The 16137-nt window shown below is 73.4% G+C and carries 7 protein-coding genes; 4 read left to right on the top strand and 3 right to left on the bottom strand.

Translation table 11 applies throughout. From position 1 onward, the window contains the following. Positions 1-28: 28 nt before the first annotated feature. The gene (locus IE269_RS00760) at positions 29-2059 is read left to right on the top strand and encodes a DUF11 domain-containing protein (protein ID WP_189820693.1); all 2031 of its coding nucleotides are present in this window, start codon (positions 29-31) and stop codon (positions 2057-2059) included. A gap of 49 nt (positions 2060-2108) precedes the next feature. Here IE269_RS00760 and IE269_RS00755 read toward each other — a convergent pair whose 3' ends face one another. From IE269_RS00755 to IE269_RS00745, 3 genes are all read right to left on the bottom strand, one after another. Further along, complete coding sequence (locus tag IE269_RS00755; RefSeq protein ID WP_189820692.1) at positions 2109-3716, bottom strand: alpha/beta hydrolase; 1608 nt, start codon at positions 3714-3716, stop codon at positions 2109-2111. A gap of 167 nt (positions 3717-3883) precedes the next feature. Further along, a complete protein-coding gene (locus IE269_RS00750; protein WP_189820691.1) occupies positions 3884-5440 on the bottom strand; it encodes an alpha/beta hydrolase in 1557 nt (518 codons plus the stop codon). Between the two features lie 96 nt (positions 5441-5536). Continuing rightward, positions 5537-8281 (bottom strand): lysylphosphatidylglycerol synthase domain-containing protein, encoded by a 2745-nt coding sequence (locus tag IE269_RS00745; RefSeq protein ID WP_189820690.1) that lies wholly within the window; start codon positions 8279-8281, stop codon positions 5537-5539. A 215-nt stretch (positions 8282-8496) separates the two neighbouring features. On the opposite strand from IE269_RS00745, the gene IE269_RS00740 reads away from it, so the two are divergent. The 3 genes from IE269_RS00740 (at position 8497) to IE269_RS00730 (ending at position 16131) form a co-directional block, all read left to right on the top strand. Then, complete coding sequence (locus tag IE269_RS00740; RefSeq protein WP_189820689.1) at positions 8497-8877, top strand: MGMT family protein; 381 nt, start codon at positions 8497-8499, stop codon at positions 8875-8877. A gap of 278 nt (positions 8878-9155) precedes the next feature. Beyond that, the gene (locus tag IE269_RS00735; RefSeq protein ID WP_189820688.1) at positions 9156-12521 is read left to right on the top strand and encodes an ATP-dependent helicase; all 3366 of its coding nucleotides are present in this window, start codon (positions 9156-9158) and stop codon (positions 12519-12521) included. 64 nt (positions 12522-12585) lie between these two features. Then, a complete protein-coding gene (locus IE269_RS00730; RefSeq protein WP_189820687.1) occupies positions 12586-16131 on the top strand; it encodes an ATP-dependent DNA helicase in 3546 nt (1181 codons plus the stop codon). Positions 16132-16137 lie beyond the last annotated feature (6 nt).

Below are 16137 nucleotides of genomic sequence, written 5' to 3'. Positions count from 1 at the left end.
TCTCCGTGCCCCGAGAGGTCCCGCCTTCATGACTCACGTTTCCGGGAGGCGGCGGCAGGCGCTGTTGCTGTCCTCGATGCTCGTCGCCACCCCGTTGCTGTCCCTGTCGTCCGTCCTGCCCGCAGCCGCGCAGGCACGTGCGCTCGCGGACTGCACCCCCTCCGCCGGGTTCACGAACTGTGTGCGGTTCGAGCACACGGGCGACGACCAGACCTTCACCGTCCCCACGGGGGTCACGAGTCTCGACGTACGGATGTGGGGTGCGGGCGGCGGCGGGGCGGACCCGTCCTACTTCGCGGGCAGTCTCGCGGGCGCCGGCGGCGGCTTCACCCAGGGCACTCTCGCCGTGTCGCCCGGTACGGCGCTGACCGTCACGGCGGGCGGCGGCGGCGAGGCCAGCTCCACCATCGCCCCTTACGGAGGCGGCGGCGAGGGCGGCAGCACCGCGACTCCGCAGGCCATGGGCGGGGCGGGCGGCGGCATGAGCGCCCTGTGGGCCGGCGCCTACGGCAGCACACCCCTGCTGATCGCGGGCGGAGGAGGCGGGGCGTCCCCGGGCTCCGACCCGGCCCCCTACGGCGGCCCCGGCGGCGGGGAGTCGGGCGGTCAGGACGGCGACGGCACCAAGTCCGGCAGGGGCGGCACCCAGTCGGCGGGCGGTGCGGCGGCGGCCGGAGGCGTCGGCATCCCGTGCACCATTGCCGCCAAGCCGGGGGAGCGGTTCAAGGGCGGCAACGGCGCCGACATCGCGGGTGACGGCGAGGGCGGCGGCGGTGGCGGCGGCGGATACTTCGGCGGCGGCGGTGGCGCCTGCCAGATGACCGGCGGTGGCACCCCCAACGGCGGCGGTGGCGGCGGTTCGGGCTTCATCGGCGGTACGGGCGTCAGCGGCGCGGTGACCGAGGCGGGTACCCCGAGCACCGTGCACGGGGCCGGAGGTGCCGCAGCCCGAGCGGGCGACGACCAGTACGTCGCCGGGAAGGGCAGCGGCGGCGGGGCGGGCGACGGCGGCGACGGCCTGGTCGTCCTCCAGTGGGCCGCCCCCAAGTCCGCGCTCGCCGTCACCAAGAGCGTCGCTCCCGCCCCCTACCTGCCGGGCAAGCCGCTGACGTACACGGTGAAGGTCACCAACTCCGGTCCCGGAGCCGCGAACGGCGCCCGGGTGAAGGACGAACTGCCCGCCGCGCTCAAGGACTTCACCTGGACCTGCGCGCCCACCGGCGGCGGCGTCTGCTCCACGCAGTCCGGCACCGGGAACATCGACGCGACCGTCGACCTGCCGCCGGGCGCGGAAGCAGTCTTCACCGTCACCGGCACCGTCCCGCAGGGCACCACCGGCACCCTCGACAACACGGCCACCGTCACCGCCGCAGGCCAGGACGCCAACTGCGGCCCGACCTGCACCAGCGGCGCGAAGGCCGACGCGGAGACACGGGCCGACCTTGCGATCCGCAAGGAGACCGTGACGTCGGGCGGCAAGGCGGTCAAGCCGGGCCAGACCTTCGGCTACCGGATCACCGTCGACAACCGGGGCCCCGCATCCGCCCCCGACGTCAAGGTCACCGACCCGCTGCCCGCCGCCCTGTCCTTCGCCTCCTCGCCGGACGGCTGCACGGCCGCCGGCCAGGACGTCACCTGCGGCCCCAAGGGCCCGCTGGCCAACGGGGATTCGCTGACCTGGACCTTCCAGGTAAAGCTGGCAGGCGGCTACAAGGGCACCGGCGCCGACATCGACAACCGGGCCACCGTCACCTCCGCCGCCCCCGACCCGGACCTCGGCAACAACACCAGCGCCTCGGGCGCCGCTGTGGTCAAGGTCATCCACCCGGTCGGCCCGGTGAAGCCCGTCAAGCCCGTGAAGCCGACCAAGCCCACCGGCCACGGCAAGAAGCCCGGCCACGGCCACAAGCCCGGCCACGGCGAGCCCCGCAACCACCCGATGCCCCAACTCGCCACCACCGGCACCGAGTCCGGTCACATGTGGGCGGCGGGCGGCTTCGGCCTGATCTTCCTCGGCGGTCTCAGCATGTACGCGGCACGGCAGATCCCCCGGGACTGACCCTCCCCGGCGGCCCGCCACGGCCGCCGGGCAGCACCCGCGGCGGGCACTACGAGCAGACGGTGCCCGCCGCCGGTATTTTCCCGTCCAGCAGATACGCGTTCACGGTCCGCACCACGCAGGCGTTGCCCGTCGGATACGCGCCGTGCCCCTCGCCCTTGAACGTGACGTGCACACCGACGCCCTTGCCCAGCTCCGCCGCCATCCGCTGCGACCCCTCGAACGGTGTCGCCGGGTCACCGGTGCCGCCGACCACCAGCACCGGAGCCGACCCGGGGGCCGAGACATCCGTGTCGGTGTGCGCGCCCTTCACCGGCCAGGAGGCGCACCAGCCCGCCAGGTCCCAGGCCAGGAACGGGCCGAAGACGGGGGAGACCTGCCGGAAGTCCGCCAGGTGCGTGGCGCGGACCTGTTCGGCCGTCGGCCGGGCGGAGGTGTCGGCGCAGGAGATGGCGCGCTGCGAATGGTGCGCCGTGCTGTAGTGCCCCTGCGAGTCGCGGTCGTTGTAGGAGTCGGCGAGCAGGAGCAGCAGGGTGCCGTCCCCGTTCTCCGCGGCCTTCAGGGCGCGGGTGAGGGTGGGCCAGCTGTCCTTGCTGTAGAGCGGGGCGATGATGCCGGTGAGGGCGAGGCTCTGGGTGAGCTTGCGACTTCCGGCCGCCGGGAGGGGCTCCCGGTCCAGGCGCTCCAGCAGGCGTACCACCCGCGCGGTGCCCGCCTTGGCGGAAGTGCCGCCGCTCCGGGAGTAGTTGTCCAGGGCCCGCTGGAAGCCGAGCGCCTGGTTGCGGGCGCCGGCCACGCCGTCGGCGGTGGGGTCGACGACCGCGTCCATCACCAGCCGTCCCACGTTCTTCGGGAACAAGTGGGCGTACACACCGCCCAGTTCGGTGCCGTAGGAGAAGCCGAAGTAGTGCAGCTTGCGGTCGCCCAGGACCTGGCGCAGGAGGTCCATGTCGCGGGCGGCGTCGTCCGTGCCGACGTGCGGGAGGATCTTCCCGGAACGCTCGGCGCAGCCCTCGCCGAAGGCCTTCGCGTCGGCGAAGTACGCCTTCTCCTCGGCCGGGGTGTCCGGGGTGGAGTCCAGGGCCAGCGAGACGTCGGTCTGCTTGTCGTCCCGGCACACCACCTCCGCGCTCTCCGCCACGCCCCGCGGGTCGAAACCCACCAGGTCGTACCGCTCGCGCAGGTACCCGAACATGTCGCCCATCAGCGGCAGGGACGCCACCCCTGACCCGCCCGGACCGCCGAAGTTGAACAGGAGCGAGCCGATCCGCTTGCTGTCGTCGCCCGTCGCGCGGGCCCGGATCAGGGCGATGTCGAGGGTCTCGCCCTTAGGCGAGGCGTAGTCCAGCGGGACCTTGGCGGTGGCGCACTGCCACTCCTGGCCGGGGCGCTGCGCCTCGTTGCCCTGCGCCTTCGTCGGCGCGGAGCACTCCTTCCAGGCCGGCTTCTGGGCGGTCAGGGCCGCCGGGAGCGCGGACTTCGCATCGGGGGCGGGCGGCCGGGGGGTGCCCGGCGGCGGGGCGGCCGCGCCCGTGCGGGTCGATTCCGGCCCGGGCGGATTCGTACCCGTACTGCATCCTGCGGCGGCCACGGCGAGCAGAACCGCCGTCGCCGCCAGGGCGCCCGCCCTCGCCCGTCCCGCTCCCCGTCGTGCCATGACCGATCCCCCCGCCGCGCGCCGTGACGCGCTCGTTCCGACACCTGCCCCGATGTCGAAAGCAGGTGCCAACATCCTAGGGTCGACCACTGAAAGTCACCGAAAACCCTTGCGGTGACTGGCCGTTACCGGTCCGGCCGGCCCTCGGTGCGGTCCTCTTCCCGTCCCTACTCGCAGACCTTCCCGGCCGCCGGAACCTTTCCGTCCAGCAGGTAGTCGTCCACGGTCGACTTCACGCACGTGCTGCCGCTGTTGTACGCGCCGTGGCCCTCGCCCTTGTACGTCAGCTCGACGCCGACGCCCTTGCCCAGCTGCTCGGCCATCTTCTGCGCGCCCTCGTAAGGAGTCGCCGGGTCGCCGGTGTTGCCGATCACGACGATCGGGGCCGCGCCCGGGGCGCTCACGTCCGGCGTCTCCCACTGGCCCGGCACCGGCCACGACGAGCAGCCCGCCAGACCCCAGGCGAGGAAGTCGCCGAAGACGGGGGAGGCGGCCTTGAACGCGGCGACCTTCGACTTGGCGTAGGCCAGGTCGTAACGCTCCTTGGAGTCCACGCAGTTGATGGCGGCGTTGGCCGCGCCGATGTTGCTGTAGGTGCCGTCCTGGTTGCGGCCGTTCATGGCGTCGGCGAGGACCAGCAGCAGCGCGCCGTTGCCGCCGTCCGCCTCGTCCAGGCCCTGCTCCAGGTAGGGCCAGAACTCCTTCGAGTACAGCGTCTGGACGATGCCGTTGGTGGCCTGGCTCTGCGTCAGCTGCCGGCCGCCCGCACCCGGGATCGGCTTCTTGTCGAGCCGCTCCAGGAGGGCCACGATGCCGTCCTCGATCTCCTTCGGGGTGCTGCCCTGGAGCTTGCAGTCGTCGCCGCGCGCCACACAGTCCTTGGCGAAGTTGTTCAGCGCGAGCTGAAAGCCCTTGGCCTGGCCCAGCGAACTCTGCTCGGTCTTCTGGGTGGGGTCCACCACCGCGTCGAACACGGCCCGGCCGACCCGCTTCGGGTACAGGTGCGCGTACACGCCGCCCAGTTCGGTGCCGTACGAGATGCCGAAGTAGTGCAGCTTCTCGTCGCCCAGCACCTGACGCATCAGGTCGAGGTCCTTGGCCGCGTTGGTGGTGCCCACGTACGGCAGTTCCTTGCCGGAGTTCTTCTCGCAGGCCGCCGCGTACTCCTTGATGCCGTCGGCGTACGTCTTCTCCTCGGCGGCGTCGTCGGGGGTGGCGTCCTCGGCGTAGTACGCGTCGAGCGCCTTGTCGTCCTGGCACTTCACGGGGGCGCTGCGGCCCACCCCGCGCGGGTCGAAGCTCACCAGGTCGTACCGGGTGCGCAGCTTCTCGTAGTCCTTGGCGGCGCTCGGCAGGGTGGTCACGCCGGAGCCGCCGGGGCCGCCGAAGTTGAAGATCAGCGAGCCGATGCGCTTGTCCTTCTCGGAAGCCTCCGCGCGGATCAGGGCCAGGTCGATGCGCTCGCCGTCCGGCTTGGCGTAGTCGCGCGGCGCCTGCATGGTGGCGCACTTCCACTCCGTGCCGCCCGGCAGCGGCGACGGCTTCGTGCCCTCGCCCTGGGCGGCGGTGGGGGCAGGGCAGTCCTCCCACTTCAGCTCCTGCGTGGCGAGGTCCTGCTTCGTGTCGGAGTCCTTCTTGCCGCCGTCGGAACAGCCGGACAGGGACAGCAGTACGACGACGGAGGCGGCCAGTGCCGGAGCGCGCAGAGCGGAAGGGGTAGGCATGCCCTCTATCGTGCGCCGGGGCGACCCGGACCGCGCGCGCCGGGGTCCAAGCGGGTGCCCCTGTCGCCGTCTTCGAGGTGACAGGGGCACAGGCTGTTACAGCGCGCCCTTGCGGGTGAGGCTGTTGAAGCAGAGCCAGCCGGGGAGCACGGGCAGCCAGAACGTCAGCAGGCGGAACAGCATCACTGCCGGCGTCGCCACTTCCTTCGGCACCCCCACGAAGGTCAGCGAGCCGATCAGTGCGAGTTCGACCGCGCCGACTCCACCGGGGGTCGGCACCGCCGAACCCGCCGCGTTGGCCGTCAGGAACACCACGGCGACGGCCGCGTAACTGAGATGCTCGGTGTCGCCCTGCCCGAACGCACGGATCGACGCGTCCAGGCACATCACGAACACCACCGTCAGCATCACCATGCCGCCGATGCCCGTGGCGAGCTTCTTCGGGCGCTGGAGCACATCCAGCATGCGCGGCACCACACCCGCGAACAGCGACCGCACCCGCGTGACGACGAACTTCCGCAGGAAGGGCACCGCCGTCACGATCATCGCCAGCACCGCTGCCGTCAGCAGGCCTGCGATCACCGTCCGGGACGGGGTCTCCCAGGAGCTCTGCTCGGTCCCGGTCACGTAACCGAAGATCATCAACAGGCCGATGTGGCTGCCCAGGCCGAAGAGCTGCGCGGCACCCACGCTCGCCACGGCGAGTCCGGGCCGTACGCCCGACCGTTGCAGGAAGCGGGTGTTGAGCGCCACACCGCCGATCGCCGCCGGTGCCACCAGCTTCACGAACGACCCGGCCACCTGCGCCTTGACGGTCTGCCAGAACGAGACCTTCTCCGGGACGAAGCCCAGCAGGCTCATCGCCGCCGCCACATAGCTCAGCGCGGAGAAGAGCGCCGCCACCGCCACCCAAGCCCAGTTCATCTGGGCGAAGGCGTCGGTCACCGGGTTTTCGAGCAGGGACGAGATCAGGAAGTACGCGGCGAACGCGCCGGCCAGCACGCTGACCAGCGTGCGCGGCTTGATGCGCTCCAGGCGGGCCGCCTCGACCGGCGCCTGCGGGCGGATCAGCAGCACCTGGTGACGGATCTGCGTCAGCAGGTCCTCCTCCCGGGCGTCCTCGATCGCAACGTCGATGGCCTCCTTCTCGGCCTTCTTCTCCGCACGCACGGCCTTGCGGCCGGGGACGTCCTCCTCGCCCTTCTCCCGGGCCCTGGCCTCCTTCGCCGCCTCCGACGCGGCCAGCACCGCTTCGCGCTGCCGCTGCGCGCGCTCACGCCCGAGCTTGCGCAGTGTCGCGCGGGTGGAACGGCTCAGCGCGATCGGCTGGAGCAGCGGAAGGCTGTCGGCGACCGTGTCGGGGCCCAGGACGTCCAGGGCGGCCGCCACGGCCCGCTCGGCGCCCGCGCGCAGCCCCAGCGTCGTCAGGAGCTGTGCCACGTCCATCCGCAGCACCACGTCGCCCGCGGCGATCTCGCCGCCGCGCAGATCGGTGAGGATCACCGTGCCGGAACGATCCACCAGGATCGCGTCGCCCGTCAGCCTGCGGTGCGCGATGCGCCGCGACTGGAGAGCCTCCACCTGCCGCCAGGCGTCCCGCAGCAACTCGTCGGTGATCTCCTCGTCGGGCAGCGAGTCCAGGGTCCGGCCGCCCAGGTGCTCGTACACGAGCATCACGGCGTCCGGGCCGAGCTCCGAGGTGGCGATCAGTTTCGGGGCGTTCGCACCGGCCGCGATGGCCGCGTACGCCAACAGTGCTTCTTGCTCCAGCGCCTGTCGCAGGGACTGGATGGAGCGGCGCTGGGTGATGCCGCGCAGGGTGACCCGGCGCCACACCCGGTAGAAGAAACCGTGCGCCTGCTGTTCTCGGTCGACGACGGTGATGTCGAGGGGTGGTCCGTCCTCCAGGGTGACGATGTAGCGCCGTCCCCGGTCGCCCTGGTCGCCCATGTCCGGGTCGTCCTCGGCGCGCATCGCCGACACCGGGCGGAAGCCCACGTGCCGCAGCCCGGCCAGGAGGGTCTGCCCGGTGGGGCGCACATTGGGGGAGCCCACGGCGTAGAGGGTGGCGTACGCCACGGTCCAGCCGATGAGCACCGTCACGACGATCGACAGCGGCGTCGTCTGCCCGCCCACCAGCACGGCGAACGCGTTGAGCAGCAGCACCGCCCACAGCGCCACCCGCCAGCGCGGCCTGCGCGCCATCCCCACGGCCGTCATGTAGGCGATCACCGGTGCGAGGTAGCCGTGCACCGGGTCGGTGAGACCCGTGCCGTCGATCGCGGGCCGGGTCAGTGCCTCACGGATGGGCTTCGGGGCGGAACCGGAGACCCACAGATCGGTGGCGAGGGCGACACCGTGCGCCAGCACGGCGGCCAGCACGCCGTCGGCGATGCGCAGGCCGTCCCGCTTGATCAGCCGCTCGATCGCGAAACCCACGGGGAGGATCAGCACGGCGATGCTGGAGATCAGGCCCGCCAGCCGTACGAAGACCACGGGGGTCTGCGCCGTGCCGTCGATGATGTCCTGCTCCAGGCCCGACGCCGTGCCGTGCGCGAACGCCGCCAGCCCGATGACACAGACGATGCCGAACAGGCCCGACAGCAGCCGCACCAGGTCGGCGGGCCGGTGCACACGCGCCGCCAGCAGCGGTTCGTCGCCGGACACCCGCTCCGGGGGGCCCTTGTCGGTCCGTACGAGCGTCGCCCCTCCGGAGGACCTCTCCACGGCCTTCTCCAGCCGTGGCGGCCCGTCGGCGCTCTGCCCGCCGCCGCCGTCCGGGGCGTCCGTCTCTGGGCGCGGGACGGCGTCAGGAGCGCCCGCCGCCGGTCGAGGCTGCACGTCCTGCTCCTTCATCGTCGTCTCTTCTTGCTCTCGTCTCACCGGTCACCGTCCGGATGATGGTGGCATGACCGGATGATGACGGGGGGCGTCAGGGTGTCGAGCCCCCGTTCGTCTCGTGCACGGTACGCGCGCGCGTGGTCACAGGCCCACCGTGTTTGGCACTGCGTACGGACGGCGGCCGATTGTCGGTGCTGTGGTGCAGGATGGGCCGGATGAGCGACGAGCTGCCCCTGGGCGAGGAACTCCCCGAGTACGCAGAACGGGTCCTGGCGGTCGCCGAGGAGGTCCCTCCCGGACGGGTCATGACGTACGGGGACGTGGCCGAGTGGCTGGGCGAGGGCGGCCCGCGCCAGGTCGGCCGGGTGATGGCCCTGTACGGCGGCGCGGTGCCCTGGTGGCGCGTGGTGCGCTCCGACGGCCGCCTGCTGCCCGGACACGAACTGCGCGCCCTGGAGCACTACCGGGCCGAGGGCACCCCGCTGCGCACCGCCCCGCGCAGCGCCGAGGGCCACCTGCCGCGCCTCGACATGAGGCGGGCCCGGTGGGACGGCGGGACGGACACCGTGGGAGGCCCCGGGGGCGACAACCCCTGAGACCGGGCCCGGTGCGCGGCGGACGGCAGGGCTCACAGCACTCAGCTTCCGCCATCCGGAGCGGTCACGGGCGGTCCGAAGACCGTACGGAGTACGCGCCCGCGCACCCCGGTGCGTGGCCGCGGGCGCCGGAGGCACTGCGTCCAGTGCGTTCACTGGCGTAGCGTCGACAGCACCCGGTGCGTCGGACGCGCACGGCACGCCGGCCCCGTACGGCACAGTCACCCCCTACGGCCGCGAGACGGCCGGCACACCACCCACCAGGACCGGCGATCCACGTGAGCACCTCCACTTCCTCGGGCCCCCCGGGGACCTCCCGGAACCAGCCGAACCGGCACCACCAGCGGTCGCGGCAGCGGACCCCGGGCGCCTACCGTCTGATCCGGACGGCACCGGGCCGCGTGGACCCTCCTCTGCTGGACGCACAACAGCGCGCGGTGGTTGACCACCCCGAAGGCCCCCTGCTCGTCCTGGCGGGCCCCGGCACCGGCAAGACGACCACCCTCGTGGAGGCGGTCGCCGCCCGGATCGCCGCCGGAGTGCGACCCGAGCGGGTCCTGGTCCTGACCTTCAGCCGCAAGGCCGCCGTCGAACTGCGCGACCGGATGGCGCTGCGCCTGGGCTCCCGGCAGGCGCCGCAGGCCACCACCTTCCACTCGTTCTGCTACGCCCTGGTCCGCGCCCACCAGGACAGCGACCTGTTCAGTGAGCCCCTGCGGCTGCTCTCCGGCCCCGAGCAGGACGTGGCGGTGCGCGAGCTGCTCGCGGGCGAGATCGACCTGGAGAAGACCGGCCTGGCGCACGTGCGCTGGCCCGACGAACTGCGCGCCTGCCTCACCACCCGCGGCTTCGCCGACGAGGTCCGCGCCGTCCTCGCCCGCAGCCGCGAACTGGGGCTGGGCCCCGAGGCGCTGCGGGACTTCGCGGTCCGCATCGGCCGCCCCGACTGGAAGGCCGCCGCGACCTTCCTCGCCGAGTACCTCGACGTCCTCGACATGCAGGGCGTCCTGGACTACGCCGAACTGGTGCACCGCGCGGTGCTGCTCGCCGAACGCGAGGCGACCACCGGACGGCTCGCCTCCGCCTACGACGCCGTGTTCGTCGACGAGTACCAGGACACCGACCCCGCCCAGGTCCGGCTGCTGCACGCGCTCGCCGGACAGGGGCGCACCCTGGTGGCCTTCGGCGACCCCGACCAGTCGATCTACGCCTTCCGCGGCGCCGACGTCGGCGGCATCCTCGACTTCCCGCACACCTTCGTCCGTGACGACGGCCGCCCGGCCCGCGTGGAAGTCCTCACCACCTCCCGCCGCTCGGGGGCCGACCTGCTGGCCGCCACCCGGCTGCTGACCCGCCGCATGCCCCTGAACCGGCTTCCGGCCGCCGCCGTGCAGGCGCACCGGGACCTCGCACCCGTGCGCGAGGGCGGCAGGGTCGAGGTCAACACGTACCCGACGGCGGGCGCCGAGCTGGACAACGTCGCGGACATCCTGCGCCGGGCGCACCTGGAGGAGGGCGTGCCGTGGAGCGAGATGGCGGTGCTGGTGCGCGCGGGCGGGCGGACCATACCGTCGGTACGGCGCGCACTGACGTCCGCCGGAGTGCCGCTGGAGATCGACGGCGACGACCTGCCGCTGCGCCACGAGCCCGCGGTGACACCACTGCTGACGGCACTGCGGGCGGTGGCGAAGGCGGCGGTGGCGCAGGTGCCGGTGACGGCGTTCACGGACGACGCGCCGACAGCCGCCCCGGAAACCGCCATCCCCTCCTGGCTCGACCCTGAGACCGCCGCCGAACTCCTCGCGTCCCCCCTCGCCGGCATGGACGCCGCCGACCTGCGCCGCCTCGGGCGCGCCCTGCGCGACGAGGAACGGGAGGCGGGCAACAAGGTGCCGCCGCCCTCGGACGTCCTCCTCGCCCGCGCCCTCGCCGAGCCCGAGCGCCTCGTCGCCCACGACCCGCACTACGCGCGCGGCGCCCAGCGCCTGGGCGCACTCCTGCGCAAGGCCCGCGAACTCCTCGAAGGCGGCGGCACCGCCGAGGAGGCGCTGTGGGCCCTGTGGGACGGCACCCCCTGGCCGGCCCGCCTGGAGCGGGCCGCCCTGCGCGGCGGCGCTCCGGGGCGCAACGCCGACCGCGACCTGGACGCCGTGTGCGCCCTCTTCGACACCGCTGCCCGCGCGGAGGAGCGGTCCGGCGGCCGGGGAGCCCTGAACTTCCTGGAGGAGCTGGACGCCCAGGACATCGCCGCCGACACCCTCAGCAAGCGCACCGTACGGCCCGAAGCCGTACGCCTGATGACCGCACACCGCTCCAAGGGCCTGGAGTGGCGGCTCGTCGTCGTCACCGGTGTGCAGGAAGGGCTCTGGCCCGACCTGCGCCGCAGGGGCTCCCTCCTGGAGGCCGACCGCATCGGCCGCGACGGACTCGCCGAACCGCTCACCCCCGGTGCCCTCCTCGCCGAGGAACGCAGGCTCTTCTACGTCGCCGCCACGCGCGCGCGCGAGCGCCTGGTGGTCACCGCCGTGAAGACCCCCGCCGACGACGGCGACCAGCCCTCCCGCTTCCTCACCGAACTCGGCGTCGAACCCAAGGACGTCACCGGCCGCCCCCGCCGCCCGCTCGCCGTCTCCGCACTGGTGGCGGAACTGCGCGCCACCACCGTCGATCCGGACGCCACCGAGGCGCTGCGCGACGCCGCCGCCCGCCGCCTGGCCCGGCTCGCCGCACTCAGCGACGAGGACGGGCAGCCGATGGTGCCCGCCGCCCACCCGGACCGCTGGTGGGGCCTGTACGAGCCGACGCACAGCACCGTGCCGCTGCGCGACCGCGACCAGCCGGTCGCCCTGTCCGGCAGTGCCCTGGACCAGCTCGCCAACACCTGTTCCCTCCAGTGGTTCCTGGGCCGCGAGGTCAAGGCCGACGCCCCCGCCACCGCCGCCCAGGGCTTCGGCAACGTCGTCCACGTCCTCGCCGACGAGGTCGCCTCCGGGCGCACACCCGCCGACCTCGACGTCCTCATGGAGCGCCTCGACTCGGTGTGGGACGCGCTCGCCTTCGACGCGCCCTGGAAGTCCCGGCAGGAGAAGGCGAACGCGCGCGCCGCCCTGGAGCGCTTCCTGGCGTGGCACGTCACCGACCGCGGCGGGCGCACCGCGGTGGCCACCGAGCACGATTTCGACGTCACCCTGGAGGCGGGCGGCGAGTACGAGGTCCGCATCCGGGGCTCCATGGACCGCGTGGAGACCGACGGGCAGGGCCGTGCGTACGTCGTGGACTTCAAGACCGGCAAGTCCGCGCCCACCCGCGACGAGGTCGCCCACCACCCGCAGCTCGCCGTCTACCAGCTCGCCGTCCGCGAGGGCGCCGTCGACGACGTCTTCGGCGGCAACCGGCCCGAGGCGGGCGGCGCGGAACTCGTCCAGCTGCGGCAGGGCGCCGCCAAGAAGGACGGCGGCGAGACCCTGCCCAAGATCCAGGCGCAGGCGCCGCTGGAGGGGGAGTGGGTCGGCGACCTGCTGGCCACGGCGGCCGGCCGGGTCCTGGACGAACGTTTCGCCCCGAGCACCGGCAGCCAGTGCACCCACTGCGCCTTCCGCGCCTCGTGCAGCGCCCAGCCGGAGGGCAAGCACGTGGTCGATTAGCCGAATGTGCAGGTCAGGGCCCTTGTGAAGACCGTTGTCAGTGGTGCCGGATAGCCTTTTCGAGGTGACCACCAGAATCACCGATCCCGAGCAGCTCAAGCGGCTCCTCGGCATCCCGTTCACCCCGGAGCAGCTGGCGTGCATCACGGCACCCACCGCCCCGCAGGTCATCGTGGCCGGGGCCGGTTCGGGCAAGACGACGGTGATGGCCGCCCGCGTGGTCTGGCTGGTGGGCACCGGGCAGGTCGCCCCCGAGCAGGTCCTCGGCCTGACCTTCACCAACAAGGCCGCCGCCGAGCTCGCCGAGCGGGTCCGCAAGGCCCTGGTCGCCGCCGGGATCACCGACCCCGACGTCATCGACCCCGACAATCCGCCCGGCGAACCCCGCATCTCCACCTACCACGCCTTCGCCGGCCAGCTCCTCACCGACCACGGCCTGCGCATCGGCCTGGAGCCCTCCGCCCGCCTCCTCGCCGACGCCACCCGCTACCAGCTCGCCGCCCGCGTCCTGCGCGAGGCCCCCGGCCCCTACCCCGCCCTCACGCGCTCCTTCGCCACCCTGGTCAGCGACCTCCTGGCGCTGGACGCGGAGCTCGCCGAGCACCTCGTACGACCCTCGGCCCTGCGCACGTACGACACGGAACTCCTCGACACCCTCGCGGGCGTCAAGCTCTCCAACGCCGACCTGCGCAAGGTCCCCGAAGCCGCCGAAGCCCGCCGGGAACTCCTGGAGCTGACCGTCCGCTACCAGGACCAGAAGCGCAGCCGGGACCTCCTGGACTTCGGCGACCAGATCGCGCTCTCCGCACGGCTCGCCGCCCTGCCCGAGGTGGGCGAGATCCTGCGCGGCGAGTTCCGCGTCGTCCTCCTCGACGAGTACCAGGACACCTCCGTCGCCCAACGGCTGCTGCTTTCGGGCCTGTTCGGCGGCGGCACCGGACACCCCGTCACCGCCGTCGGCGACCCCTGCCAGGCGATCTACGGCTGGCGCGGCGCCTCGGTGGCCAACCTCGACGACTTCCCCGAGCACTTCCCGTACGCCGACGGCCGCCCCGCCGACCGGTACGCGCTCAGCGAGAACCGCCGCAGCGGCGGCCGCCTCCTCGACCTCGCCAACGGCCTCGCCGCCCCCCTGCGCGCCATGCACCAGGGCGTCGAGGCACTGCGCGCGGCCCCGGGCGAGGAACGCTCCGGAGTGGTCCGCTGCGCCCTGCTGCGCACGCACGAGGAGGAGATCGCCTGGATCGCCGACTCCCTCGCTCACCAGGTCCGCACCGGCACCGCCCCCGGCGACATCGCCGTCCTGTGCCGCACCGCGGGCGACTTCCCCGAGATCCAGGCCGCCCTGGTCGCCCGGGACGTCCCCGTCGAGGTCGTCGGCCTGTCCGGGCTGCTGCACCTGCCCGAGGTCGCCGACCTGGTCGCGGTCTGCGAAGTCCTCCAGGACCCGGGCGCCAACGCCTCTCTCGTACGGCTGCTGACCGGCCCGCGCTGGCGCATCGGCCCCCGCGACCTGGCCCTCCTCGGCCGCCGCGCCCGCCTCCTCGTGCACCGGGGCAGCGGCGCCGACGACGACCCCGACCGCAGGCTCGCGGAGGCCGTCGAGGGGGTCGACCCGTCCGAGGTGATATCGCTCGCGGACGCCCTCGACACCTTCCTGGAGTCGCCGGAGACGGAGGACGACGGGCTGCCGTTCTCGGCGGACGCCCGGGTGCGCTTCGCCCACCTCGCGCGTGAACTGCGCGACCTGCGCCGCTCACTCGCCGACCCGCTGATGGACGTACTGCACCGCGTCCTGCACACCACGGGCCTGGAGGTCGAACTCTCCGCGTCCCCGCACGCGCTGGCCGCCCGCCGCCGCGAGACCCTCAACAACTTCCTCGACACAGCGGCCGGTTTCGCCTCCCTCGACGGCGAGGCCACCCTGCTCGCCTTCCTCGGCTTCCTGCACACCGCCGCCCAGTACGAGAAGGGCCTCGACAACGCCCTGCCCGGCGGCGAGGACACCGTGAAGGTGCTCACCGCGCACAAGTCCAAGGGCCTGGAGTGGAAGGTCGTCGCCGCCCCCGGCCTCGTCCGGGGCGCCTTCCCGAGCGACCGCGGCCGCGAGTCCTGGACCTCCCAGCCGCAGGTCCTGCCGCACGCCCTGCGCGGCGACGCGCAGACGCTCCCCGACGTGCAGGAGTGGGACAGCAAGGGGATCAAGCTGTTCAAGGACGCGATGAAGGAGCACCAGCACATCGAGGAACTGCGCCTCGGCTACGTCACCTTCACCCGCCCCAAGCAGCTGCTGCTCGGCTCCGGCCACTGGTGGGGCCCCAACCAGAAGAAGACCCGCGGCCCCTCCGACTTCCTCGACGCGCTGTACGAGCACTGCGCGGCCGGTTTCGGCGAGATCGAGGTCTGGGCGGACGCACCGGAGGAGGGCGAGGAGAACCCCGCGCTCCAGGAGTCCGCCGTCGACCGTGCCTGGCCGCTGCCCCTGGACGACGACGCCCTGGCCCGCCGCCGCCGGGCCCGCACCACCGTCCTGGCCCACCTGGACGCCCTGCGCGACGCCCCCGCACCCCCGCCCGTACCGGAGCCCACCGCGTGGGACGACTGGATTCCGGAGGAGGCCCCGGAGGACCCCGAGGCATGGCCCGTACCGGACGAAGAGGCGGAGGCCGCCGACTGGGACGCGCTCTCGTCCCGGCGCCCGGACCCGGAGGCCACCCGGCACGACACCCCCGGCCCCCAGGCCCCCGGCCAGGAGGCGCGCCCCCACCCGGAGGAGCAGACCCTCGGCCCGCAGGACCCGCAGGACCCGCGGGACCCGCAGGACCCGGAGGCCTCGGATGACCCGGAGGACACCCCCACCGCCCTGACCCCCGAAGAAGCCCGCACCGTCGACTCCTGGGACCGCGACCTCGACGCCCTCGCCGACGAGCTGCGGCGCGCCCGCGCCACCACCCGCGACGTCCCCGTGCCGCCGTCCCTGTCCGCCACCCAGCTGATGCGCCTGGCCGAGGACCCCGACGGCTTCGCCCGGGAGCTGGCCCGCCCCATGCCCCGGCCGCCGCAGCCCGCCGCCCGGCGCGGCACCCGTTTCCACGCCTGGGTGGAGTCCCGCTTCGAGGAGCTGCCGCTGCCGATGCTCGGCCCGGAGGAGCTGCCCGGCGGCGACGAGGACGACACCGAGATCGCCGACGAGCGCGACCTGGCCGCCCTCAAGGAGGCCTTCGAGCGCACGGAGTACGCCCGCCGCACCCCGTACCGCACGGAGACCCCCTTCCACCTCAACCTGGCGGGCCGCGTCGTCCGGGGCCGCATCGACGCCGTCTACTACGACGAGGCGTCCGGGACGTACGAGATCGTCGACTGGAAGACCAGCCGCCACCGCGCCGCCGACCCCCTCCAGCTCGCCATCTACCGACTGGCCTGGGCCGAGCTGCACGGGCTGCACCCGGAAGAGGTCCTCGCCACCTTCCTGTACGTCCGCAGCGGCGAGAGCATCCGCCCCCGCAACCTCCCCGGCCGCCGTGAGCTGGAGCGCATCCTCTCCGGCGAGAGAGCCCCCGAGGAGTCCGCGACCCGGGCCCCGGACGCCGCATCTCCACCGGAGAGTTAGGCTCAA

The organism is Streptomyces spiroverticillatus, from assembly GCA_014650415.1.
Classification (GTDB): Bacteria; Actinomycetota; Actinomycetes; order Streptomycetales; family Streptomycetaceae; genus Streptomyces; species Streptomyces spiroverticillatus.
Note: the sequence above shows the minus strand (reverse complement) of the source record. Positions and strands in the feature narration are given on the sequence as shown.